This is a genomic window from Candidatus Accumulibacter meliphilus, assembly GCF_036625345.1.
Lineage (GTDB): Bacteria > Pseudomonadota > Gammaproteobacteria > Burkholderiales > Rhodocyclaceae > Accumulibacter > Accumulibacter meliphilus.
On the sequence record NZ_JAZKTZ010000011.1, the window covers coordinates 50,259 to 76,224 of the forward strand.

Sequence of the window (25,966 nt, forward strand, 5' to 3'; positions counted from 1 at the left end):
TCTGTGGTTTTACCGGTTTTACATCAAGGCTGCTTGGCCGAGAATGCTGCGGAATAAGCGTCATACCATGCCCGGGGATTGAACAATTTCCAGCTGCGCTCGTCGCCCTTGAGTTCGATACCCGCACCCAGGATCCCGTAGCTGGCATAGAGGCCACCGCGCATTTTCTCGTCACTCAGCCGCAGATTGGCCAGCACCAGCAGCTTTTCACCGCTCAGCCGGGCATTGCTGAGCACGATGGCACGGTCGTTGAGACGAACTTCACTGCGGCCGCTGACGTCTCTGATGGTCAGCAAGTCGTTCAGCCACGGCTTCTCTTTCGTCTGCTTGACGAACAGATGCACGAGCAGACCGCTGTCACGCAGGCGCAGGCTGATCTCCGCGTCCAGTTTCAGTGGCCGTTTCCAGGTCATGCGTCCGCGCTCGATGTCGATCTGTCCCCACCACGAGTTGTCGTGCGCAGTGCCTTCGCTCTCCAGCGAGCCGTTGGCGATGCGCAGCTGTGTGCCCGCCGCATCGAAGCTCATCTTCTCCAGGTTCCCTGCAGTAAGGCGCGTACTGATGTGCAGGTCGCCCTTGATGGTCTGCTCCCTGACGTGGACCGCGACGCCGCGGGCCTGCATCTCCAGCTTGGCGCTGCCGGTAACGCCGCTCAGCCTGAAGTCTGCCGCCAGACTTGCTTTTCCGGAGCCGATCGAGACCCCGCTCTCTTTGGGCAAGTAAGCGTTGTAGATGGAAATGTCGGGTATTTCGGCAACCCCCAGAGTGACCACCGTCTCCAGCTCACGCAGCCCCTCTTTTGCATCGAAGCGTTTGCCGACGGTCGTGATCTGAAAGTCGCGCCCGCTGACATAGGCCGCCTTGTCGTCCAGCCGGCGCAGCCCGAAGCTTTTCAGAACTACCTCCAGCTTTCCCTCGGGCGCATCCGCAGCACCCTGCATCGCGGCCTTCAATACGCCGCTACCGCTGGCCTCGAAATCGAGAAAGCGGCTGACCAGATGTTCCGACTCGGCCGTCAGACTGCTGCCGGGTGCGACCTTCCCTTCGGCAAGCCGCAGATCGGCGCTCATACCTGCATCACCAGAAAATGCCAGCCCCTGGTCACCGTGAAGGAAGTGGTTGAGGAAAGCGATATTCGCCACCAACCCCTCCAGCTTCACTACTCCGCTGAGCGGCGACAACTGTCCCGAGCGAGCCGCCCTGGCCGTTAGCGGACGTGATTTCAGGCGAGCTTCCGTGACGCTGATACGGGTCTGCAGCGGCGCCTCCCCGGCACTCGCCTCGCCCGCCGCGTCCACTGCCGCCGCTGCCTGCATCTGCACGCTGCTTCCCGAGAGGTCCAGGAACCCGCTCGCCGGATCGGCTTTTTTGATCACCAGATCGACACCGAGCTGTCCGACAAGCGACTCCTCGAACAGCGTGCCGGCAATCTTCTCGCCAGCCAGATGGATGCTGCCCGACAATGTCCGGCCGACGTATTTGAGACGACCACTCGAACGGGCGGTGCCCGAGTTCAGGCTGAATGGCGGCTTACCTGGGACGTAGCTGTTCAGCAGTGCAACGTCAGGCATCAGCGCATCCTGCCAGCTCAGCACGGCCGTCGGCTCGACGCGCATCTTGCCGGCATCGGGCAGCGGACTGGTCGCGGTCAGCTGTATTCCCTTTCCGCGCAGGAAAATGGCGCCCCCTTTCAGCTGGCGTAGCTGCATGGCCCGCAAGCCCATCTGCACGCGCATCGTCTCCGCACCTGCCAGCGTTTGAATCTCGGCCGCGACGCCGCCCGCACCGCTTAGCTCAAAGCCGGAAAAGCGGCCGAGCAGCCGCTCCGATTCGACCCTCAGGCGACTGGGCGAAGCCAGGCGCCCGTCATTCAGGCGCAGTTCCGCCTGCAGGCGGCCGCCGCCACCGAACTCGATAGCGTGACGCGGGGCCAGGAAGGCGTTGAGGAAATCAATGTTGGCCACCGTTCCCTCCAGCTTGACTTCGCCGCTGAGCGGCGGCGGCCCGGAAAAGTCCCTGAGTTCGGCCAGCGATAACTCCGCTGCCAGCTGCACCTGCACCAGCTTGAGCTCGGTCTGCAGAGTGGCCTTGCCAGCCCCACCAGCAGCCCTGTGCTCGGAGGCCTGCATGCGAATACGGGAGCCGGAAAGATCGAGGCGCCGGTTTTCGAAATCAGCCTCTTTGACCATCAGATCGACTGCGAGGCTACCGAGCACGGGCTTGTCAAAAATGATTCCGGAAACCTTCTCTCCTGCCACCTCAAAGCTGCCGGAGAGCGCCCGCTCGGCATAGGCCAGCTCGCCGTTCAGCCGCGCCTGCCCCGAAACCAGGCTGAAAGGAAGCCCGCCGGGTAGATAGTGCCTGACCGAAAACCCCTTCATCCGAACAGTAGCAAGGGCTTGGGCGGATTTCCGAGCGATGAAGAATTGATAGCCGCAGGATGATCTGTGGTGAAAACATCGAAATTCGGGCTTCTGAGGACAAATAGGTAGAGATCTTCGTGCCAGAACGGGTCATCAATCCGGCAGCGGAAATAATCTTCGTTCTTTTTTCAAAGGTCCGTCACGGGTAGACCAAAGGCATTATAATTGCGGTTACCGAAGAGTACAAACAGGCCAAACAGGCGAGTTTTTGGAGACAAGCGATGCGAGTTGTCGAGAATACCCAGATGCACATTGGCGAAGTCGATGTTTGCCATATTATTCTTGACGCCAAGTCGCGCGACGACATCCCGCAGATTCTGCGAGGTTTGCAGTACCTCTACCAAGATCCAGACAAGCGGGCAAAGCTCTTCCAGTTGCTTGAGTCAGACATGGCCCCGAAGGTCGACAAACGGACGGGGCGTCCCGGGATGACGCTCTGGTCGATCTTCGTCTGCGGAGTGATCCGGCTTGACCTGAACATCGACTACGACCGTCTGCATGAGTTGGTCAATCAGCACAACACCATTCGGCAAATGCTCGGGCATGGGTTGTTCGACCCGACGTCGTACCACTACCAAACACTGAAAGACAATGTCACCTTATTCACGCCGGAACTGCTGAACAAGATCAACCAAATCGTCGTCGATGCGGGTCATGAACTGGTCAAAAAAAAACCGGCAGGCGAAGTCCTGCATGGGCGTTGCGACTCCTTCGTGGTTGAGACGGATGTCCATTATCCGACCGATATCAACCTGCTCTTTGACGCCACGCGCAAGGTGATCGAACTGACTGCGCGCCTGAGCGCCGATCAAGGGATGAGCGACTGGCGGCAGCACGCCTACAACGTCAAGCACCTCAAGCGGCACCTGCGCAGCGCGCAGAGCACAAAGCATCGCAAGGCCCGTAGCGAAGCGCAGAAAGACGCCAATGACCATCGCCTTATCGAGGCCTACCAAAGCTACTTGGGGGTCGCCCAAGCCTACTTGGACAAGGCCCAGGAGACGCTGAGCAAGACCCCTGCGTGTAGCGGTGCTGGCGGCGTTGAGCATCTGGCAGCCAAACTCGAGATCGAACAGTTCATCGCACATGCCGTACGGCAGATTGACCAGACCCGGCGGCGCGTCATTCTGGGAGAAACCATTCCGCATGCCGAGAAGGTCTTTTCGATATTCGAGACACACACGGAATGGATCAGCAAAGGCAAAGCCGGCGTGCCGGTCGAACTGGGTTTACGGGTCTGCGTCATGGAAGACCAGCACCGCTTCATCCTGCATCATCAGGTCATGGAAAGGCAGACGGACGAGCAGGTCGCAGTGGCCATGGTCAAAGCGACCAAGCAGCATTTTGCCAACTTGGAGGCCTGTAGTTTTGACAAAGGATTTCACTCACCGGCAAACCAGCAGGAACTACAGGCGCATTTGAAACTGGTGGTGTTACCGCGGAAGGGCAAACTGTCGCAACAGGCACAAGCTGCGGAAAGCGCGGAGGATTTCGTCAAGGCGCGACGTCAGCACTCGGCGGTCGAGTCGGCGATCAACGCACTGGAGGTCCATGGTCTTGATTACTGTCCGGATCATGGGATTTACGGATTCAAACGCTACGTGGCGCTCGCTGTAGTGGCCAGGAACATCCATCGCATTGGCGCCATCCTGAGGGACGGGGAAAATCGGCGGGCGAAGCGCAAAACCCGCTACGCAGATCGCGACATGCCCCACAAAATGGCGGCATAGCCCGCCAAGCGTTTTTCCATGCAGTAACTCCGGCCGCTGTCCGAACGGCTTGCTTGAACACCATGACATTCGGGCATTATGGCCCGCGATCGACAGAAGTCGGCCAGCGCAACTCGGGACGAACGAGAAATTCACGGCCAACCGAGATTTTCAAGTCGGCGCGCGCGCCAAAAAACCGGGGTTTTCGGTCAGGCACTAGATAGCTGTTCAAGAGCGCAATATCGGGCATCACCGCCTCCCGCCACTGCATGGACACCGCCGGCTCGCCTGGGCTTTCGCTCAAATTGATGGGCGCGGCGGTCAAGCCAAGGTGAAAGCCCTCGGCTTGCAGAAAAAGCTCGTTTCCCGGGAGCCTGCGCATGGCCACATCACGCAAATCCACCTGCAGCTGCGTTTGCCCCCTGCCCTCCTCAAGCCGCACATCACCGTGCACCCGGCCCGCCCCCTGGATCAGGTGACGCTCGCCCGCACCCGAGGCGAGGCGCTCATCCAGAACCAGGGACAAGTCCGGCGATTCGATGGACAGTTCGCTGCCCTCCATCAAAGTGCCGTGTTCGAGGTGCAGGCTCGCCTGCAGACGACCGCTGCCGTCCAGCTGCAGCCATTGGCTGTCGCCGAGATAGGCGTCGATGAAAGCAAATGAGGCCAGATCGCCGCTCACGGCAATGCGGCCGGAAAGCAACCGGGCCACTGCGGCACCCGGGTTTTCCCCGGGGAGAAAGGCTTCGAGCCGGATGTCGACATCGCCCTGCAGGTCGGCGGCCAGCAAGTCGCCGGGAAGCCGATCGGAATCGCGCCGGAGATTGCCCGAGCCCACTTGAAGCCTGCCGCGCGCCGTGCTCACGGGCCCATCGAGACGGTAACTGAAATCCTCCAGCCGCAGCCGCGCCTGCCCGCTGAAACGGTAGCCCTTGACTTCGAGCGCCCCGATCTGTGCGATGTCTGCATCGCCAACAGCGATGCTCCAGCCCGACCATTCGCTGGCCGGCGCGGCTTCCGGCGCTGTTGGCGCCAAAGGCGCCCCCGCCGCTGGCGAAGCTTCCGCTTCCGGCGGGGTCACGCTCAGCGGCGCCGCGTCGACTTGCGGCAGCGTAGTGGCGGTCGGCAGGCCACCCGCAGCGGCAGCAGGAGCGGGCCTCGCTGCCATACCGGCGGAGGCCCCCGCCATCCGATCGCGCGCCCCTGCCGTCACCTTGTCCACCTCGACGCCTTCAAGGCGCACGGTCTTGAAGAACAGACTGCCCAGCGCCAGGCGTGCTTCCCCCTGGCCCATCGAAAACCACCATTCCTGCGCGGGCGTCTGACCGCTTAGCGTCAAGCCTGTGACACGCAGATGGCCCGGCAGGAGGGTCCATGCCGAAGCCCATTCGATGCGCAAACGATCGGGGTCGCGGTTCAGCATCTGCGGCAGAAAACCGGCGTTGAGCAGCAGGTTCCCCGAGAGTAGATAGAGAATCTCGGCCACGACGACAAAGGCGAATGCCCTTACGGCCCACTTTCCCAGTTCTGCCTTGCTGCGAAGCATCGCGTACTCCATCCTGAGCTCAGTAAACACGGCCCGCCCCAGACCAGGCGCCCGCTGGCGGAAGTCAGCTCATTTCTTCGCCGCCAGCGCCTGGATCGCTTTCGTCACCCGCTCAGCAAGCGCCACCTGTTCGCTCTCGATCTCCGCCATTCGCGCCGGGTTCGCCGGTTCGAGCTTTCCGGAGGCTTTCTCGAGCACCGACTCCATGGCCAGCGACTCGGTGAGCAGTTCAGACATGCGCCGCATGTCCTGAATCAGGGGCACGCGTGGATCACCAGGACGGAGAACCACTTGCGATAAATCGTCGGTGATGCCCCGGAAAATCGGCGCATGAACGGAGCGGCTGCGTTCGTCTGCTTCCCGCTCCGAAAGCCTGCCCGCCTTGACTTCGTCCTGGTCATAGGCGATCGACCTCGTGCCGCTGTCAAAACGGCCAACTGCACGCTCCAACAACTGCAACTGTGAGCTGGCAACGACCCGTCCGGGATCGACTGTCGCCAACGGAGCCATGGCCGCGAGGCTCACCGTCGCCAGACCTAGAATGGCCAGCACGGCAATGGCTCGGCTGGCGAACACTCTTCGGTAGTGATCCAGGTCGAAGCGCTCGGGCAAAATGAAGGCAGCGAGACAGCCGGCCAGCAGGCCTCCCACGTGCGCCGCGTTGTCGATGCCGCTTTGCCCAAAGCCCTGCACGAGCGAATAGAGAACAAAGAAGCCGATCCCGGCCTGCGTCTGCTTGCTGAAGGCTCTCGGCAGCTTGTCGCGATGCTGGAATACCGCCGCCAGCAGAGCCCCGGCGACGCCGAAAACCGCCCCCGAAGCACCGACCGCTACCGCCTGCTGGGCGGCGAAATGCAGGCTCAAAGCGCTACCGAGCAGCCCCGAACCAAGGTAGATGATCAGAAAGAGCCGTGGACCGTAGATCCGCTCGACGATCATGCCGGCCGTGTACAGCCCGAGCATGTTCATCGCCAAGTGGAGAAGACTGCCATGGAGGAAAATGGCGCTCAGCAGCCGCCACCATTCTCCCCTCTGAACTTCAGAGGCGGCGTTGCCGCCCCAAAGGAGGAGGTCCTCTGCCGCCGTTCGCGCGAACTCGGCGCCATAGAGCAGCGTCACCAGCCAGATCAGGATGTTGGCCCCGACCAGCGCGTGCGTCGCCCAGGTGTAGGGCTGAAGCGCCTTGATTCGCTCCTGGAACTCCCGCTTCTCCCGTAGTTCGTTGCCCGTTGCCCCCGGCTCGGGAGAGATCCCGCCCATCGCCCGACGGTGTCGACGTCTTACCGCGTCGAGCAGGCGTTCCTGATCGGCTGGCGAGAAAGCGGACATTCCCAGGGTGGGCTTCGATGGATTGCTTCCCGCCCACGACTTCCTGTTGCTGCGAAACCCGTCAACTTCCTTGAGGTGGAATGCGAGAACCGGGGTGAGCTGCTTGAGATCGAGAGCGATGGTGTCAACGTCGGCCCACCGGAGTGTCTTTTCGGTCGCGGCGAGATTTGGCGCCTCGATCGCCTCATCGCTGAGGGTGACCATGGCTTGGCCAAATCTGAGTTGGTTGCGGAAATGGAGCCAGACGGGTAACGCGAAGAGGAGCAGCATCGGCAGAGTAACCAGCAGTTCAGACGAAAACCCGCCGTGTTTCACAATGACCATGGCAAAACCCGCGGCAAGGCCGCCGAAGACGTAGATCCTTGCCCTGGCCAAAGGGCTTTCGCGGGACGCGAAAAAGGTCTCGCCGGGTTGGCCACTCTGGCCACTCTGGCCACTCTGGCCACCTTGCCCACTCACCTGCCCCGCGGCCGACAAGTCGCCCGCAACAGGCAAGTCGCGGCGCTCGGCAGACAATGGATCGTAGGGCTCCGGCGCAGTCGACGCGGGGGCGCCACACTCGCGGCACCATTCAGTGGCGACGGCATTGGCACTGTGACAGGCAGTGCAGGTCCAGCTATGGTCGGGCATGGTTCGCAGAATCTTCCACAAGGCGGTAAATGGGATGACATGCCGATAGGCTGCGGCCGTTGGATACTACGCGTCCGACTCGAGCACTGTAAAGCCACGGGGCGCTGGCATTGAGAAACTGTTCGGCCTGCTCAATCGTGCGAAGCTCTGTTTCGTTCATGTTGATCACCACCTGAAGAATGATCAACCCGTTTCTTCTCTCGCTTCCTTCTTCTTTCAGGCTCGTGCCTCAGCGGAAATACGCGACCCGTTCAGGCTCATATCCAGACCTCCCGGAATTGCGACTCAGACGCCCCGCTAACCGCGTGATTCAAAAGCCTTATCGTCGTTTTTTGGACCTTCGTCACGCCGGGAACGGAAAACGTTTATTGGACAACGATGCTTATATCCTATTGTAAATACGCAATAACAAGTGCAATAAGCATAAATCTCATGCTAGAATCGCGTCAGGCAGCGGGGACCTGGGGGTGAGGGGTGACGCAGAGCGAGTTATTGGAACCAGCGGTTAAGCAGGAAGGCCGTTTCGACTTGGGCAGAGGCTATTGTCTGCACCTTCCGCGTGGCCCTCGCAGCCAGGGTGACCTTTATCATCATGGCAGTCTGAGCAAACGGGTGAATCTTGCCGACAAGGCCGAGCGGCGCCTCCTGGTGGTTGAGTTATTACAGAGGAAGCTGAACCAGACGCGCTTGGCCGAGGTGCTCAATCTCAGTCGCCAGACGCTGCACAACTATCGCGAGTGCTATCGGCTCTTTGGGGTGACCGGCCTGCTGCATGGCTATAGTCCGAGCCACAGCGTGAGCGAAGAACGGCAAGGTCGGCTGCATGTTGACAAACGCCGCCCCGGCTCCAAGGCCCGCGAACTCGAAGCTTTGCGGCGTGCCGAGAAGAGGCTGACCGCGGAAGTAACACAAGAGGAACTCGCGTGGGATGGCGAAGCCGCGGCGCGGTGTGCGCTGGAGGAAGCGCCCCTCGAAGAGGTCGTGCGTGTCGATCAGCCGAGCCGCCAGACAGTCGCGGAGCAGGCCTCACCGGAACAGGTTCCCGCCGCAGTGATCGAGCTTCCCTATGCGGAACACCATGACTGGGAAGCCAGCCGCTATGCCGGCATTTTCCCTGTCTTGCTGGTCCTGATGAGCCAAGGGCAGTGGATGCAACGACTCTCCCAGCTGTTCGGCAACGGTTGGCGCATCTTCCAGGTGTTCGTGCTGATGGCGGTGCGTAACATCCGCTCCATTGAGCAGCTCAAACATGAGCGGCGCGAGGAGGCGGGACGGCTCCTGGGCTTGGGGCGGCTACCCGCTCTCGACACGCTGTGGTCCTGGTTCCATGACGTCGCCGGCAAGTCGCGGGCCGAGGCGCTGTTGAAGGCGTTTTTTGCCGATCAGATCCGCTGCGGCCTGGTCGCCACCCGGCTGTGGTTTACGGACGGTCATCTCTTGCCTTATACCGGACAGGACAAGGTGCATGCGGCCTGGAATACACAGCGGCGGATGCCGATGCCCGGACAGACCAATCTGGTCACTTGTGACGAACAGGGGCGCATCGTCTATTTCGACATTCAGGAGGGCAAGGGAGACCTGCGCGCTCAGATTCTGAAGCTTGGCGAGTATGCGCGACAACAGTCCCTGGGAACCCCGCCGGTACAGGTCTTCGACCGTGAGGGCGATGGGCTGGGCTTTTTCAGCGAACTCGTGCGCCGCCGCACCCCCTTCATCACTTGGGAGAAGAACGCCAATCCTGCGCGGCTCAGGGCCTTGCCGGCCGCAGACTTCACGCACAGCGTGTCGATGAACGGCACGGATTATCGCCTGCTCGAAGAGACCAAGGCGTGCCTCTACCCACCTAAAACCGATCCCGATCCCGATCCCGATCCCGACACCGGCATGGCCGAGCTGGCGCATACGTTCGACCTGCGTCGGGTGGTGTTGTGGAATTTGCGTACCAATCACCGCATCAGCGTGCTCTGCTGGGACGCTGACCTTCAGTGGTCGCCGCAAGAGGTGCTGACCGCGATGCTCAGTCGCTGGGGCGCCTCGGAGAACACTTTCAAACACCTCAAGGGGCGTCATCCCTATCATTACCATCCGGGTTTCGGCTTGGCCGAGAGCGACAAACAGGACATCGCCAATCCCCAGATCAAAGGGCTTGCGCAGCAGATTGCGAGCACCCAGGGCCATCTCGCCAAGCTTTACAAGCAACAGGCCAAGACTCAACCCAGCTTCAATCGGGACGGAAGTGAGCGCCACAACAGTCGGCATCGGCGGCTTGCTGCGGCCATCGCCGTGAGCGAAACGCAACTCAAACAACTCCAGGCTGACAAGGCTCGCTTGCCCGAGCGCGTCAATGTCACGGGGCTGTCCGATTACCGCTCCTTCAACGCCATCGATAACGAGGGCAAGAATCTCTTCGACTTCGTCACGAGTTCCGTATGGAACGTGCGCCGCCAGCTTCTCGATTGGCTTGACGACAGCTATGCCAAGGATAGCGATCGGGTGGACCTGCTCTATGCGATTTTCAACTGCCATGGCTGGGTACGCAGTGACGAACACTGGGTGGTCGTTCGCCTGGAGCCGCTACAGCAACCCGCACGCCGTTATGCCCAAGAACAGCTGTGCCGTAAGCTCACTGGTCTCGGCGCCAGGATCCCCGGCGGAAAATGGCTGCGCATCGAGGTCGGCCAGTCTCCGCTATGAGACGGCCTTCGCCGACCTACTGTCCAAAATTAGACCACGTTCGCCGGGGATTCCGGGAGGTCTGCATATCACGGCGAACAAGGCTATTTCTTGCAATACCGATTTCGCCAGCCCATACTTTGATCCTGATATTCATTTGCCTATCCGTACGAACGATCGGACCCTCGCCGTACGTCACGTGCTGTGCAATGGGTCCATGCGCCAGGCGCAAGGGAGTATTTGGCATGCGAGCCACGTTCATTCAGGGTTTTGTGCGCGGTGGCTGCTTCCTGCTGCTGCTGTGTCTCCCCGTCAAGACCGCATTGGCGCTAGTGGTTGCCGGCAGCACGCTCGGCATTTCCAACCTGCAGATCATTCCTGCCGCGGGAAGCGTGGTCTTTTTCGGCCCGTCGGATGTCAGCGCCATCGTCAGTTCCGCCTTCAACAGCCTGGGCGAGGCCGACTCGAATGGCGAATTCGGCACCGGCATCGACGTATCGACCGACGCGACGGTCAGCTTCGCGACCGGGCACGCCGAGGCGTCGGTCGGCGCGGGCACGCTCAATGTGAGCAGCGCCATCAATCTGGGCGGGAACGGCAATGCCGCGGGAGTGTCGTCGCCTGGCGCTTTGGGGAGTCTGTCGTTCCTGTTCGGTTTCACCGGGGTGTCTGGCCTGGTGGATGTCACCTTCAGCATGGATATCAGCAGCATGCTGCATGCCTTCGCGGACTCGCTGGGAAGTTTCGACACCGACTTCGATGCCAGCCTGGAGGTCGACGGGGAAACCATCCTGTTCAGTTCCGGCGTGCTCGCTGGCGGACCGAATTTCGCGGCTACCACCCAGCTCAATTCGCAAACACTGAGCGCTACCGTCCCGCTCGACAGCACTCTGTCATATTTTCTGATCATGACGTCGCACGTGGACACGGAGGGAAGCAATGAGGTGCCCGAACCCGGCACGCTGGTGTTGGCCCTTGTGGCCCTCGCTCTGCTGCCCATTTGCAGCCCCACACGCGGCGGACAGCCGCACAATCGCAGCCAGCCCAGCCGTAGCGTATAAGCCCGCGCGCCTGGCGGCGCGTTGCGGCTGACCTGGTCCCACGCACTGGAGGCCATCATGAATAAGCTGCGCGGTTTGTCCATTGGGATCGTCTTCTTGCTGGCGGGCCTCGTAGCCAGCGCTCCGGTTGGAGCAAAAAATATCGGGGGCGATCCTCCCCGGCGCTGCTCCATCTGCGGGCCATGCAGCCAGGCCTCCACCGCCGGCCCCGGCTCCAACTGCTCCTCGTCCACGGCGGGTGATTCGGCCAGCACCGGCAGCCTCACCGAAGGTAACACCAGCCAGTCCTACCCAGTCTCCACGGTCAGCAGCTCGACCGGTTTGCAGCTTAATCTGACCCTCAGCTACGACAGCTATAACGCCGATACGTCGCGCGCACGCCTTGACACCGTCGCCGGCACTGGTTGGACGCACTCCGAAAACGCCTTCCTGTACAGCGTGCGCGGCCATATGTTCCGGGTGGGCGGCGATGGGCGGGTGACCAAATACCAGCTCGGGGCCGGTGGAAGCTTCACCGCGGCGCCGGGTTACTTCGAGAAGATGGTCAAGAACCCCGACGGCTCCTTCACCATCACCACCAAGGACCAAACCGCCTCGCGCTTCGAGCGGATTGCCGGCAGGCCCTTCATGTCGGGCATGCAAATTTGGCGGCTGACCCGCGTTACCGACCGCAACAACAACGTGACCGTACTTGCCTATAGCGGCGGCAATCTGATGTCGGTCACCGACACCTATGGCCGCAGCCTGGGCTTCACCTACAACGCGCAAAAGAAGATCGCCAGCGTGACCGACCCGCTCAGTCGTGTCACCACCTTCAGCTATGACGCAACCGGCACCAAGCTCGAAAAGATCACCGATCCGGCGGGAAAGACGACCCAATACAACTACAACTTCCTGTGGCAAATCACCGGCAAGACCGACAAGGACGGGCGTAGCACCAGCTACGCCTACACCAATCAGAAACCGACAGGCATCAACGACGGCAGTGGCACGCCCTACTTCTCGCTAGCCAACCCCAGTAACTGGGTCATCGACGACACCGCGCTGGCACGCGATATGGTGCGCCAATACTTGCCCGGCACCACCACCAGGACGGACGGGCGCGGCAATATCTGGAAATACGATTACGACAGCCGCGCCTATGTGACCCGGACGGTGGCCCCCGACGGCGCCACGTGGACGTATGCCTACGACCCTACGACGCTAATGATTGCCTCGCAAACCGACGCCAACGGTCGCGTCACCAGCTACCAGTACGACACGCAGGGCAATCTGATCAAACGGACCGATGCGCTGAACAACGTAACAAGCTATACCTACGAGCCGGTCTTCAACATGATGACCAGCATGACCGACGCCAACGGCCGTACCACGACCTACCAGTACGACGCGCGCGGCAACCGGGTCAAGCAGACCGATCCGCTGTTGGGCGTGCGCGAATGGACTTACGACGCGCGCGGCAACGTGTTGAGCGAGAAAGACAGGAACGGCAACCTCACGACCTACCTGTACGACGCCTTCGGCAACCGCACCCGAATGACCGACGCGGTAGGTAAGGTGACGACGATGGCCTACGACGCGGTGGGCAACGTGATAACGCGCACCAACGCCCGCGGCTTCACCACCACCTACCAGTATGACGGCCTGAACCGCCTGGTGAAGGAAACCGACGCGCTGGGCAAGATCACCCAGACTGCCTACGATGGCCAGGGCAACCAGGTGCAGGTGATCGACCGCAACGGCAATGCCACCAGCTACCAGTATGACCAGCGCCAGCGCCTGGTAAGGACCACCGACGCATTGGGCCAGAGCAGCACGGCGGCCTACGACGGCAATAACAACCGCAGCGCTGCCACCGACAGGAACGCGAACGGCACCAGCTTCCAGTACGACGTGCAGAACCGGCCGACCACGGCCACCGACGCGATCGGCAACGTGACGACGATGGCCTACGACGCGGTCGGCAACAAGCTGAGCGATAGGGATGCCAATACACATTCCACCGCTTACCAGTACGACGCGCTGGACCGGATGGTGCGCAAGACCGACGCCGTGGCGAACGTCACGCTGTTGGTCTACGACACGGTGGGTGCTTGCCCGGCGTGCACCGGCCCGACCAAAGGATCGCGCTTGGTGACCCAACAGACCGACGCCGAAGGCAAGGTGACGTATTTCAAGTACGACGCGCTGGACCGGGCGATCATCGTCAATCGCAAGCAAACCGATAGTGCCGATGCCATTGACGGCGACGACGCGGTGACCCGGTATAGCTATGACGCGCACAGCAATCGGACCAACCTGACCGAGCCCAACGGCAATGTGACGAATTATGTCTACGATGCGCTCAATCGACAGGTAAAGATGACCAACGCCGCTGGCGACGTGACGATGACGACCTACGACCCGGTGAGCAACATAGCCGGCGTTACCACGCCCAACCTGAACGTCACAACCTACACCTACGACGCATTGGACCGGCGCACCCGGGTCGATGACTCGGTGGGGCTGGTCGCCACCGCCAGCTACGACAACGTCGGCAACCAGCTTAGCCAGCAAGACGGCAACACCAACGGCAGCACCACCGGCTATGACGCCATCTACCGCATCACCGACGTCACCGACGCGCTGGGCAAAACCACGCATTACGCCTACGACCCGGTGGGCAACCTGCTCACGACCAGCGACCGCGAGAACAACGCCACATCGTCCATCTACGACAACATCAACCGGCGCACCCAGACCACCGATGCGCTGGGCAACGTCACCAGGTACCAGTACGACGCGGTGGGCAACCTGACCCGCGTCACCGATGCCAATACACACGCCACCGACTACGAATACGACAACATCAACCGCCGCGTCAAAGAGGCCTACGCCGACGGCAGGCTGCGCAGCTTCACCTATGACCGCGTGGACAACCTCAAGACCCGCAGCGACCAGAAGGGCCAGGTCACGACCTATATTTACAGCGACCTGTATTTCCTGACCCAGCGCGACTACCCGACCAGTGCCGACGACAACATGAGCTACGATCTGTCGGGGCGCATGCTGAGCGCCGAGCGAGACGGCTGGCTGGTCACCTTTACCTACGACGGCGCCAACCGCGTCACACAGACGGTACAGAACGGCCAGACGCTGGCTTACGCCTACAACATCCCGGGGCGCACGCGTTTGCTAACCTACCCCGGTGGCAGGGCCATCATGGAGACCGCCGACCCGCGTAGCCGGCTCGACAGGATTGATGATGCGGGTTCGCCGCCACCCATCGTGCAGTACAGCTACGACGCCAGCAATCGCGTCGTCTTTCGCAACTACCGCAACGGCACCACAGCAGCCTACGCCTACAACGCCAACAACTGGATCACGGGTCTTGACCACAGCAAAGGCGTGACACGCATCGCCGGCTTTGCCTATGACTTTGACAAAGAAGGCAACAAGCGCTTCGAGGACAAGCTCGCCGACTCTGCGAATTCACAGACCCGATCCGAGGCATACCAATACGACAGCATCTACCGCTTGATCGACTACAAGGTGGGCACCCTGGTTGCCAGCACGGTGCCGGTACCCAGCACCCAGACCCAGTACGCCCTCGACCCGGTGGGTAACTGGAACATCAAGACCACCGACGCGATCCCCGAGGCGCGAACGCACAGCGTCACCAACGAGATCACGCAAATCGGGGTGGTGCCGGTGCTCTCGGACTTGAACGGAAACACGGATGAGGACGGGCTGTACCGCTACGCCTACGACGAAGAGAATCGGCTGACAGTGGTGACGCGCAAAGCCGACAGCCGGTTGGTGGGGCAGTACCAGTACGACGCGCTGTCCCGGCGGGTGAAGAAGATTGCCGATCCGCCTGCCGTCTCGAGCCCGGTGGAGACGCGTTACTTCTACGACGCTGCGCGTATCGTCGAGGACCAGAGCGCTGGCGGTGCCACGCAGGCAACCTACGTCTACGGCAATTACATCGATGAAGTCCTCACTATGGATCGTGACGGCCAGACCTTCTACTACCACCAGAATAGTTTGTGGTCGGTGGAGGCGGTTAGTGATTCCGCAGGCAACGTGGTCGAGCGGTATGCCTACGATGCTTATGGGTTACCGGCAATATTTGATGGTGCTGGCGTTGCGGTCGCACCGAATGCATGGGGCACGCCTAGTAGCGCGATTGGAAGCCCATGGATGTTCACCGGCAGGCGGCTTGATGAAGGAACCGGAATCTATTTCTATCGCGCCAGATACTACGACCCGCTGAAGGGGAGGTTCCTTCAGAGGGATCCGCTGGGCTACCTAGATGGCGTCAACCTTTATGCCTACGTCGGTAATCGTCCAACCGCTTTTACCGACCCGACTGGCTTGTTTCTTTGTTGTGACGATCTATGTGATAGAAACGTTGTAGAGGACTGTAAAGTAGAAGTTGCCATTGCTTCATATGCATCAAACCCGGTAATTAATGAAGGGGCACAACTCCTAGCTGAAATACCCACATCATTGAATCCGATAGAAATTGGGGCAGACCTAATTGCTAGCTTGGCTGGCTTATATACCACCTCTGATGTTCTGAAGGCATACTTTAAGGTGAAAGAGGAAGCTCACGGCACATTTGGGGGATGGAATGTTTATTACAGGAAAGTTAGTTATACGAAATGCGAATACGAGGATTGTTGGTGGGGTTATTGGCAGCGATTGAACTGGGTGCAGCATGCCGCACCAGATACCACGTGGAAGGAGATAAAAACAATTGAGAAGGGACGGGATGCCGCCCGCGTTGTAAATGGTGGGTTTATCGAAGAATCCTTTGTCGGCCGATTTAGTCGGACGGCAGCTTTGCGTTATGCCGCTTTTATTAAGCTGAAATTGGAGGATGACTGTATAAACAGCGGCGGATTCTAAATTTCGGTTATTGGGGTAAGGTCTTTCCCCGTGCCTTAAGAAAAAGAAAAGACCCGACCCCGCGCGTCTGTTGCAAGCGGGAAATGAAAATATCGAACCAGTGCGTCAGCTCGACCGCAACATTGACGCGTAGATCACGCCGCGAAGGTGAGTGTCCGACTATTCTTCGCCGCGGCGATACCGGTTGAACTGGCAACCGATCCTGCAACCGCACATGGATAGCAGCCAAGGGCGCATGGCACAACACCCGGTGGTGTCGTGTCTTCAGGACACCACCGAACTGGACTTCAACGGTCAGGAGATCGAGGGACTCGGGCCGCTCTCGTACGAAGCCCTGCGCGGCATGTATCTGCACCCGACCTATGCGGTGACCCCCGAACGCGAACCACTCGGGGTGATCGACGCCTGGATGTGGGCGAGAGAAGCGAAAGCGGCCGACGGAAGCCGGCCGGGCATCAGCGAGAGCACGCGCTGGATTGAAGGCTACGAGCGGGTCGCCGAAACCGCGGCGGGGATGCCACAAACGCGATTGGTCTATGTGGCCGACCGCGAAGCGGACATTGTCGGCCTGATGCAGCGGGCCCAGGCGTTGGGGACGCCGGCCGACTGGCTGATTCGCGCCAAGCACAACCGCTGTTTGCCGCAAGGCGGCAAACTGTGGGCGGCAACTCTTGCCGAATCGCCGCTCGGCGAGATCGAATTCACGCTGGCATCGCGGCACGGGCAACCGAAACGGATCGTGCGCCAGCAGTTGCGAAGCCATGCGGTCGACCTCCCGGCTCCTGGCACGGACGACCGCCACGTCAGCGTAACCTGCCTGATCGCCACGGAAATCGGGGCGCCCGCCGGCTGCAAGCCGGTCGAATGGCGCTTGCTGACCAATCGTAAAGTCGCCGGTCTTGAGGCGGCCGTCGAATTGATCGACTGGTATCGCTGCCGCTGGGAGATCGAAACCTTGTTCCATGTGCTCAAGAACGGCTGCCGGGTCGAGGCCTTGCAACTGGGCAGCCAGAGCAAGCTGGAACTGGCGCTGGCGGTCTATCTGGTCGTTTCCTGGCGCCTTGCCCGCCTGATCCGCCTGGGACGCATCCACCCGCAGTGGCCTGCCGATCTGTTCTTCTCCGAAACGGAATGGGCCGGCGCCTTTATCCTCAACAAGAAGAAGCCACCGAAGAAGGTGCCGAGCATTCGCGAGGTCGTCCGCCTGATCGCACCGCTCGGCGGATTCCTCGCCCGCAAGGGCGACGGCGAACCCGGCGTGAAATCCCTCTGGCTCGGCATCCAGCGCTTGCGTGATTTCGTCTCCGGCGTAGAGCATATGCGCGAGATCCGTCATGTCATGTGAGTTGTGTATAACGGGATGCGGTAAGGCACCTGCCGCCTACCTGCTTGACCTCGTCGGCTTTCTGGAGCCTTCAAACTGTGACCCGCACCAGAATCAGGGCAACGATTAGCGGCAAGCAAGTAACAAGAACGTACCCGGCATTTTCGTCCCGTTGGCACCCTGGATGGTCGCTTTATCAAGCATTCGCTTATAGTTATAGTATCAGGTAGCTACAAAGCCTATCAAGATTTTTTTCCGACATCCACGTTTCGACGGAGATACGACGTTGATAACCAAACCTCTGCTTGTCGCTTTGACTATTTCTTTGGTTGCTTGCGGCTCGGCATCGAAGACACCTGTGCAGCCAGAACAACAGCCAAAGGCACAGGAGACCGAACCGAAAAGCGATTATTCGGGATCACATTTTTTGGGGTTCCGGAAAAACAGGATCGTGGAGGCCGCGAAGGCGGAATGGGTGTACTTCGGCCAGCAGATAGTCGTGATTGATGGCGAGGAGGAGAGCATTCCCCATGTGGGAATTTGGGAAGATGACGACGATGACCACAGCGACCGGATCAACCAGTATTGGCGCGCAGTCGGCAAGTCCCGGATATCGGGTTACGACTGCAAGCAGCCTTGGTCCGCCGCGTTCATCAGTTGGATTATGCAGGCGGCAAGCGTACCGAACGACCTGTTTCCACCGAGCAGTGCCCACCGCTTTTATCTTAACCGTTTGATTGCCAACGCCGACAATCCATATGCGGCATTGATACCCCGTACCATTTATCAATACAAGCCTAAACCAGGAGACTTGATCTGTGCTACCCGGGGTAAAATCAGGCCGCCAGAAGTGACCGAGGAAATTGAGGATTCACTCTACTCATGGCGGATGCATTGCGACATTGTCGTGGAAACCAACGGTCAAACCGTGCATGCCATTGGCGGCAATGTCCGAAATTCCGTTTCCAAAACGATATTGACCTTATCCCCCGATGGCTACGTGCAATTTTCACGTGCAAGGCCATGGGTTTTGATTGTCGAAAATCGCCTCGATTGAAACTGCGCACTCATGTCAGCCCCTGGTTTTATGGACCCGATCATGCCGTATCCGACTCGACTGGAGAGTTGGCTTGCGGACATCGAAACACCAAGCTCAGGCGGGGCAGGCTCTTGCCTTCAAAGCAAGGTCACCCTTGGCTACCTTGTTCTGCCAGGGGACTATTGTGGCGTAGTCGGTTTGCCCGCTCTGACGTCGCGCGAGTCCTACCGCGAACCCTGTTTGACGTCGCGCGCATCGCGGCGCTCCTGCGCATTCTCCGTCGCATTTGCATACGGCGTAACAGCCAAGAGACCCGTGACAATCGCGACCCTCAAGCCGATTTTGGCAGTTTTCATGATTTCATTCTCCCTCGATTCGTTTGAAAGCAAGAACACTTGTGACTTCTATGACACTTCGCCCCAGAGCGTCAATCATGCTGACCAGTTGCTTTAATCGCAGGCGATTCAATACCCACCATGCTGCTTAACCGCGATTGCCGATTTGTCTGTCAATAGCCAACCTTCACCGGGATCAAACTGCTGAATTTTGGCAACGAGCCGGGATGTCTTCTTTCCAAAGTCTTTCTCGAACACCGCGCCATCGTGATTGATCATGAACGTCTTGACGCCTGACGCGCCGTATTCGGCCGGAAACGCAATCACCGCAAAACCACCGATCATCTTTTCACCAGCGAGGTAACTGTAGGATCCGCCTCGGGCTGCACTGCCTTGCCCTGTCAGGATCCGGTAGTAGTAGCCCCAGTACGGCGTGGGACCGTCTTTTTTGAATGTATAGCCTTCACGCGTCGCCTTGGCGACCAACGGGCCCAATGGGCTTTCGGGTTGACCCGCTTGGACCGGCCAGTAAAGACCGTCGAACTTGCCGTCTGTGCTGGAGAATTTCTGTGCATATTCAAGCAAACCGTCGCCGTCATGGTCTCTCGAAGCATAATCCCGCTCGGCGTCAGCGACGGCGAGCAGCACCTGAATGGTGTTGGATTCGTTACGGCCAATACGGCGATTGATGATTTCCGCCTTCCCGGTTGCCGTGTCGAAACGCCAATCCTTGTTCACCTTGACCAGGGGTATGGGAAACTGCCATTCTTCATTGCCCAGCACGAGCGTTGCCCTGGTTTCGTTCAGCAACCGTACTTCATGCTTCTCGTTGTAGGCCGCAGCGAAGGCCTCGCGCTCTCGTTTGGCGAGCACTGGATCACCAGAGCCAAGAGACTTCCACTGCCGCCCAAAGACCTCTCGGATACGTTTTTCATCGCCTGATTGAGCCGCGTTTAGCAGCGCCATGGAAGCTTCCTCCGGGGAGGCATAAGCTTTTTGCCGAAGCTCTGCCGCCGATACCGATGAGATGCTGATCGAAGCCAACAAAACCAGTGCCGAAAGACGGCAGGCCGTCTTGGAATTTAGATGGGTTTTCAGGAAAGACATCGAGATTTCTCCGAAGCAGATCAGTAACGCGACCGGGGCTGGACAACGTAGACTAGCGTCGTCCGCCGCGGCCTCCCCCCATACGTCCGCCACCGAATCCGCCACTGCTCATGCCCTGCCGACTGGACATGCCACGGCTGCCATAGTCCCGTGAACGGCGACCGTCGTCGGAGCCTCCAAAGCCGCTGGCCTGCCTGCCACCCGAGAGATCCCGGTTGGCAACGCCGTCTCGCCCAGGGCCAGGTTCGCCACGGTCCAGCGCAGCTCCATCGCTTCGTCCGCGAAAGCTTTGACGGGCCTGGGCGTCACGGGCACTGCTCCCGCGGTTGAATTGTTGGGCAACGCGCTGATCCTTGTACGGCACCCCGCGGCGGTGATCGGCATTGTGTTTCCAGTTGCTTCGGTCGCCGGAGATATTGCTGCGGTTGAAATTGTTGTATTTGTGGTGCTCGATATGCACGTCGCCACCACGCCAGTTGCAGCTGCCCCACAGTGCCCCACCCACGATGATGCCGGCCGTGAAGGTCCAGAAGGCGGCACCGGGATAGTAGCCAGGTGGATAGTAGTAGTACGGCGGATAGGCCGGGTACGGCCAGGCACCGTAGACATACGAGGGGTCGTAGGCCGGGACATAGACGACAGCGGGATTGGCCGGCTCGATCCTGATGTAGCTTTCGCTGGTGCCTGGTTCGATGATCACCGTCTGTTCCGCGGTGGTTTTCAGGTTACCTTGGGTGTTGGCCGCATTGCGCAGTTTCTGGGTAGTGGCAAGCAGGCGTTTCTGATCGGCCAGAAAGGCGTCACCGAGTTGCTGAGTCCAGGCGAGTTGCTCGTTCATCATCTCCAGCACGGGTGGAAATGCCGTGAGCGACTTGACACTAGGATCCCAAGGCTGGCTCGGCAGTGCATCCTCGAGCGCTTTGCCTTCCAATGTCATGTTCTCTTTGCGCCAGCGGGCAGCCTGAACGATCTCCAAAGGATAGGTAGAGGCCATCAGGACCTGCGCCAACAAGGCGTCAGGATATAGGGCGATCGGTGCCAGCAGTTGTTCAAGCTGTTCCTGCGCGAGCGTTTCACCGCTTGGTGTGACTGACTCGGACGAGGGACTTACCGTGCCAGCGGGAGTGACTGAGGGAACTGTTGTACAGGCCGACAGAGCCATGAATCCGGATAGCAGCAGCCCAACAAGGCGCGGAGCGTCCATGTCATTCTCCTAATCTTTGCTTGGGCACGAAGCCATGAGCGTCGATGCAACAGTTATCACAATCACTGCTGTCCGCTTAAATTGAAGGGTGAATCGCTGTAGGCCATGCGTAGCAATGATTTCCGAGCGGCGTGTGGTGTCTCCGATTGGCAATCCGAATCGGGTTCCGCCAGAATTCCGGACTTTGGCCCGGAGACGGCCATGAACAGCTGCCAGACGCTGTTCGTCGCGACCATGAACTTTCTGCCGTGGAGCCTTGGAAGAGCTAGCATCCTTTCATCGAATCGTGGTCCGTCGTCGTGGCCAGAGGGAAAGCGCTTGCGCGCGACATCGATGCCGAAGGGCACGACGAATCCGAGGGCACTCGCGGATCACGTCCGCGTCGTCAGTTTCGCAACACGGTCTGGCTAAAATCGACAGCTCATCGCTGAGCGGTCCATGCGTGCTCCGCTGCTGACGGGCACGCTTCTGCTGGCACTCGATCAGTACTTGACGTCCCGCTTTTCCTGGTGGCCGTCCTGCTTCGTGTCGCGCTTGTCCTGCCGGCATTCGGCATTGCTCTGGTTGTTTTCGGCCCGGCAATCGACTTTGGTTGAGCGTGCATCCTGTTTGGCTGCCTGGTTTACGTCCCGGCCTTGTTGGCGCTGCTGTGACTGCTCAGTGGCTAGGGCAACACCCGATAGCGCCAAGAGTCCGGCTGCGACCAACATGGCACCTGTGCCGCTCCAAAATCCGATTCTCGATTCGATCATTTTTGCGCTCCTTTTTCCCTGGTTGAGATGGCGGTCAGCTATCGCCAAGCCGCTTTCGTATGCTCGTAGCGTGCAAAACCCTAGAGGTCCTTACGATAAGAGCAATCATTCCTTACCGCAAGTCGATTGTGGCACGAATGATTGCTGACGAGAACAGACTCCCTTGAGGAAGCTGCCGTTCCGAACAAGCGCTGCCGGGAGACAGCTAACGGATGCAGTGCGGACCCAATCGATCCACATACCAAAAGTAAAGACCTGACCGTTCGCAGTAACAGCAGTAAGTCTAGCGGGTTGAAGTCCCGTCTGGGGAGTTGTCCGTACGCCCCGGTAGCATGAGGAAGCGGCGTCGTGGTGACACGGGGTCGTGAGTTTCCAAACAGCAAGAGAGCAGGCCGTAATGAAACTGAACCCATGAGTAGCCTCGTAAATTATGTGGAGAAGCCGACCCTGTGGTCGGAAGGGGAAGGCCGTTGGATGGGCGCTGGAATAACGGAAGTGGCGTCAATCGACTCCCGGGGTAGCAGGGATGGCATGTTCTCGAAGACTTATTGCCCAGTGCTGGAGACCTGTCTGTGGGGGTGGGGAGACCACCGACCGCTGCGTATAAGGCAACGAAAGCGCAGCGGCTGCAGGCAGGAGTCGGAGGGGTTCATAGTACCGATCGAGATCGCGGGACAACATAACCCCGGTCGAGGGAAGGGACCCTACTTTGTTCGTGCAACCGAAGAGCGGAGGATCGAGGGATTGCCATGTTGCTAACCACCCCACATACGATCAGGACGCTACAGAGGAAGCTTTATGCCAAGGCCAAGCCCAACACCGCCCATGTTGCGTGCTCAGAGTTTGAGCGCGCAGGCGCGACCGCCTCAGTCGCGTCAGAAAACATGAAACGGCGTCATGCGCATGCCTTGGCGTGAAGAACATCGGAAAGCCGTGTGCGGGAAAACTGCATGCACGGTTTGATGAGGGAGGGCAGGCGAAACTCCGTCCTGTCCTCTACTCTACCCATGTCTCACGGCCAGCTCGCCATAGCGCCGTGCGGCATCGATGTCGAATGGCAGCACCCGGTCCCTGAACAGTCCCATCAGACCGTCAAGAGCCTGTGTCAGCATGCCCTTGCGCTTGCCGGCTGGGAGCGCCCCGATGCCAAACAAAAGCTCTGCCAGCGTCACGCTGGACAAATACAGCGTTTCGGCGACTTGATCATTCAGCCAGGTGCGCACGGCCGGATGCGGCTCTGGTTTCATCGCCTCGGAGACGACATTGGTATCGAGAACGATCATTCAAACCTCGGCGGTTCGGCCGGCGCCTTGTCTCGCTCCTGGTTGAAGACCTCGAAATCCTCGTTCGTGAGGCCAATCTCGCGACCCAATGCCGCGAGGGCTTCGCCCAGGCGAACACGCGCCTCGGGCTTGACCGCAGCCGCCAGAATCTCGCGGACCTCGGCCTCAGCGCTCTGCCCATGTTGAGCGGCCCGCACCCGCAATGCGCGGTGTACCTCGTCGGGCAAATTGCGGACTGTAAGCATGGCCATAGCAGCACCTCACAAGAATGCATTCGATGAATCTAATTTACTAAAATGTATGCAGATCTTCAAGGCTGAGTGAGGGCCTTAGCCGTGGCGTTTCCCTCTTCCCCTATTCCCCTGGACTCACCGCGTTCGCCACTACCCTTCCCCGCTACCGCGTCAGCGCCATGAACAGCTCCGTATCGACCCGCCGGTAGCTGATGAAGATTTCGTGCATTCAGCCTCCTCGACAAACTTGAGTCAGCCTGTGCGGCCTAGGCGGCCTATTTAGTGCCTGACCGAAAACCCCGGTTTTTGGCGCGCGCGCCGACTTGAAAATCTCGGTTGGCCGTGAATTTGTCGTTCGTCCCGAGTTGCGCTGGCCGACTTTTGTCGATTGCGAGCCATAATGCCCGAATGTCATGGTGTTCAAACAAGCCGTTCGGACAGCGGCCGGAGTTACTGCATGGAAAAAACGCTTGGCGGGCTATGCCGCCATTTTGTGGGGCATGTCGCGATCTGCGTAGCGGGTTTTGCGCTTCGCCCGCCGATTTTCCCCGTCCCTCAGGATGGCGCCGATGCGATGGATGTTCCTGGCCACGACAGCGAGCGCCACGTAGCGTTTGAATCCGTAAATCCCATGATCCGGACAGTAATCAAGACCATGGACCTCCAGTGCGTTGATCGCCGACTCGACCGCCGAGTGCTGACGTCGCACCTTGACAAAATCCTCCGCGCTTTCCGCCGCTTGTGCCTGTTGCGACAGCTTGCCCTTACGCGGTAACACCACCAGTTTCAAATGCGCCTGTAGTTCCTGCTGGTTTGCCGGTGAGTGAAATCCTTTGTCAAAACTACAGGCCTCCAAGTTGGCAAAATGCTGCTTGGTCGCTTTGACCATGGCCACTGCGACCTGCTCGTCCGTCTGCCTTTCCATGACTTGATGATGCAGGATGAAGCGGTGCTGGTCTTCCATGACGCAGACCCGTAAACCGAGTTCGACCGGCACGCCGGCTTTGCCTTTGCTGATCCATTCCGTGTGTGTCTCGAATATCGAAAAGACCTTCTCGGCATGCGGAATGGTTTCTCCCAGAATAACGCGCCGCCGGGTCTGGTCAATCTGCCGTACGGCATGTGCGATGAACTGTTCGATCTCGAGTTTGGCTGCCAGATGCTCAACGCCGCCAGCACTGCTACACGCAGGGGTCTTGCTCAGCGTCTCCTGTGCCTTGTCCAGGTAGGCTTGGGCGACCCCCAAGTAGGTTTGGTAGGCCTCGATAAGGCGATGGTCATTGGCCTCTTTCTGCGCTTCGCTACGGGCCTTGCGATGCTTTGTGCTCTGCGCGCTGCGCAGGTGCCGCTTGAGGTGCTTGACGTTGTAGGCGTGCTGCCGCCAGTCGCTCATCCCTTGATCGGCGCTCAGGCGCGCAGTCAGTTCGATCACCTTGCGCGTGGCGTCAAAGAGGAGGTTGATATCGGTCGGATAATGGACATCCGTCTCAACCACGAAGGAGTCGCAACGCCCATGCAGGACTTCGCCTTCCGTTTTTTTTTTGACCAGTTCATGACCCGCATCGACGACGATTTGGTTGATCTTGTTCAGCAGTTCCGGCGTGAATAAGGTGACGTTGTCCTTCAGTGTTTGGTAGTGGTACGACGTCGGGTCGAACAACCCATGCCCGAGCATCTGCCGAATGGTGTTGTGCTGATTGACCAACTCATGCAGACGGTCGTAGTCGATGTTCAGGTCAAGCCGGATCACTCCGCAGACGAAGATCGACCAGAGCGTCATCCCGGGACGCCCCGTCCGTTTGTCGACCTTCGGGGCCATGTCTGACTCAAGCAACTGGAAGAGCTTTGCCCGCTTGTCTGGATCTTGGTAGAGGTACTGCAAACCTCGCAGAATCTGCGGGATGTCGTCGCGCGACTTGGCGTCAAGAATAATATGGGAAACATCGACTTCGCCAATGTGCATCTGGGTATTCTCGACAACTCGCATCGCTTGTCTCCAAAAACTCGCCTGTTTGGCCTGTTTGTACTCTTCGGTAACCGCAATTATAATGCCTTTGGTCTACCCGTGACGGACCTTTGAAAAAAGAACGAAGATTATTTCCGCTGCCGGATTGATGACCCGTTCTGGCACGAAGATCTCTACCTATTTGTCCTCAGAAGCCCGAATTTCGATGATTTCACCACAAATCATCCTGTGGCTATCAATTCTTCATCGCTCGGAAATCCGCCCAAGCCCTTGCTACTGCTCGGATGAAGGGGTTTTCGGTCAGGCACTATTTAGGCATGCTCTAGCAGCTTGTCAGATTAGGAATCTTAAATATGTCATAGGCAACCTGACGATTGGATGTTGTTATTTGCAGAAGTCTCGGCTACTAGAACTTCCTTGGGCCAGATTTGTTGGCGGAAATCGCCTCTGAAAATGCAC

General features: G+C 59.3%; 15 protein-coding genes and 2 pseudogenes. 6 read left to right on the plus strand and 11 right to left on the minus strand.

The window, feature by feature from the left end; all coding sequences use genetic code 11:
• Nucleotides 1-23 precede the first annotated feature (23 nt).
• Nucleotides 24-2,381 (minus strand): hypothetical protein, encoded by a 2,358-nt coding sequence (locus V5B40_RS19915; RefSeq protein WP_332356134.1) that lies wholly within the window; start codon nucleotides 2,379-2,381, stop codon nucleotides 24-26.
• A 263-nt stretch (nucleotides 2,382-2,644) separates the two neighbouring features.
• Between V5B40_RS19915 and V5B40_RS19920 the strand changes: the two genes are divergently transcribed.
• A complete protein-coding gene (locus tag V5B40_RS19920; protein WP_332356135.1) occupies nucleotides 2,645-4,153 on the plus strand; it encodes an ISNCY family transposase in 1,509 nt (502 codons plus the stop codon).
• A 76-nt stretch (nucleotides 4,154-4,229) separates the two neighbouring features.
• Here the strand turns inward: V5B40_RS19920 and V5B40_RS19925 are convergent, their stop codons facing one another.
• Both V5B40_RS19925 and V5B40_RS19930 read right to left on the minus strand, forming a co-directional pair.
• The gene (locus V5B40_RS19925; protein WP_332356136.1) at nucleotides 4,230-5,678 is read right to left on the minus strand and encodes a hypothetical protein; all 1,449 of its coding nucleotides are present in this window, start codon (nucleotides 5,676-5,678) and stop codon (nucleotides 4,230-4,232) included.
• A gap of 69 nt (nucleotides 5,679-5,747) precedes the next feature.
• A complete protein-coding gene (locus V5B40_RS19930; RefSeq protein ID WP_332356137.1) occupies nucleotides 5,748-7,637 on the minus strand; it encodes a rhomboid family intramembrane serine protease in 1,890 nt (629 codons plus the stop codon).
• A gap of 612 nt (nucleotides 7,638-8,249) precedes the next feature.
• On the opposite strand from V5B40_RS19930, the gene V5B40_RS19935 reads away from it, so the two are divergent.
• From V5B40_RS19935 to V5B40_RS19955, 5 genes and pseudogenes are all read left to right on the plus strand, one after another.
• The gene (locus tag V5B40_RS19935; RefSeq protein WP_332356138.1) at nucleotides 8,250-10,331 is read left to right on the plus strand and encodes a helix-turn-helix domain-containing protein; all 2,082 of its coding nucleotides are present in this window, start codon (nucleotides 8,250-8,252) and stop codon (nucleotides 10,329-10,331) included.
• Between the two features lie 224 nt (nucleotides 10,332-10,555).
• Nucleotides 10,556-11,371: a hypothetical protein gene (locus V5B40_RS19940; protein ID WP_332356139.1), complete on the plus strand. Its 816-nt coding sequence runs from the start codon at nucleotides 10,556-10,558 to the stop codon at nucleotides 11,369-11,371.
• Nucleotides 11,372-11,428: 57 nt separating this feature from the next.
• Nucleotides 11,429-16,264, plus strand: coding sequence for an RHS repeat-associated core domain-containing protein (locus V5B40_RS19945; protein ID WP_332356141.1), 4,836 nt, complete (start codon nucleotides 11,429-11,431; stop codon nucleotides 16,262-16,264).
• A 184-nt stretch (nucleotides 16,265-16,448) separates the two neighbouring features.
• Nucleotides 16,449-17,609, plus strand: a pseudogene (locus tag V5B40_RS19950) (IS4 family transposase); the annotation flags it as partial.
• Nucleotides 17,610-17,874: 265 nt separating this feature from the next.
• On the plus strand, nucleotides 17,875-18,645 hold the full coding sequence (locus V5B40_RS19955) for a DUF2272 domain-containing protein (protein WP_332356142.1): 771 nt from the start codon (nucleotides 17,875-17,877) through the stop codon (nucleotides 18,643-18,645).
• Nucleotides 18,646-18,851: 206 nt separating this feature from the next.
• Here V5B40_RS19955 and V5B40_RS19960 read toward each other — a convergent pair whose 3' ends face one another.
• The 8 genes and pseudogenes from V5B40_RS19960 to V5B40_RS19995 form a co-directional block, all read right to left on the minus strand.
• Entirely contained in the window at nucleotides 18,852-18,983 is a 132-nt protein-coding gene (locus V5B40_RS19960; RefSeq protein ID WP_332356143.1) for a hypothetical protein, read from the minus strand.
• A gap of 108 nt (nucleotides 18,984-19,091) precedes the next feature.
• Nucleotides 19,092-20,069, minus strand: coding sequence for a DUF2950 domain-containing protein (locus V5B40_RS19965; RefSeq protein ID WP_332356144.1), 978 nt, complete (start codon nucleotides 20,067-20,069; stop codon nucleotides 19,092-19,094).
• A 52-nt stretch (nucleotides 20,070-20,121) separates the two neighbouring features.
• Nucleotides 20,122-21,273 carry a DUF3300 domain-containing protein gene (locus tag V5B40_RS19970; RefSeq protein ID WP_332356145.1) on the minus strand — a complete coding sequence of 384 codons (1,152 nt, stop codon included), beginning with the start codon at nucleotides 21,271-21,273 and terminating at the stop codon, nucleotides 20,122-20,124.
• Nucleotides 21,274-21,335: 62 nt separating this feature from the next.
• Nucleotides 21,336-21,620: a hypothetical protein gene (locus tag V5B40_RS19975; protein ID WP_332356146.1), complete on the minus strand. Its 285-nt coding sequence runs from the start codon at nucleotides 21,618-21,620 to the stop codon at nucleotides 21,336-21,338.
• A gap of 135 nt (nucleotides 21,621-21,755) precedes the next feature.
• Nucleotides 21,756-22,025 (minus strand): hypothetical protein, encoded by a 270-nt coding sequence (locus V5B40_RS19980; RefSeq protein WP_332356147.1) that lies wholly within the window; start codon nucleotides 22,023-22,025, stop codon nucleotides 21,756-21,758.
• A 1,013-nt stretch (nucleotides 22,026-23,038) separates the two neighbouring features.
• Nucleotides 23,039-23,308, minus strand: a pseudogene (locus V5B40_RS19985) (PIN domain-containing protein); the annotation flags it as partial.
• Nucleotides 23,305-23,559, minus strand: coding sequence for a FitA-like ribbon-helix-helix domain-containing protein (locus V5B40_RS19990; protein ID WP_332356148.1), 255 nt, complete (start codon nucleotides 23,557-23,559; stop codon nucleotides 23,305-23,307). The gene V5B40_RS19990 and the pseudogene V5B40_RS19985, both read right to left, overlap by 4 nt.
• A gap of 460 nt (nucleotides 23,560-24,019) precedes the next feature.
• Nucleotides 24,020-25,528 (minus strand): ISNCY family transposase, encoded by a 1,509-nt coding sequence (locus V5B40_RS19995; RefSeq protein ID WP_332356149.1) that lies wholly within the window; start codon nucleotides 25,526-25,528, stop codon nucleotides 24,020-24,022.
• Nucleotides 25,529-25,966 lie beyond the last annotated feature (438 nt).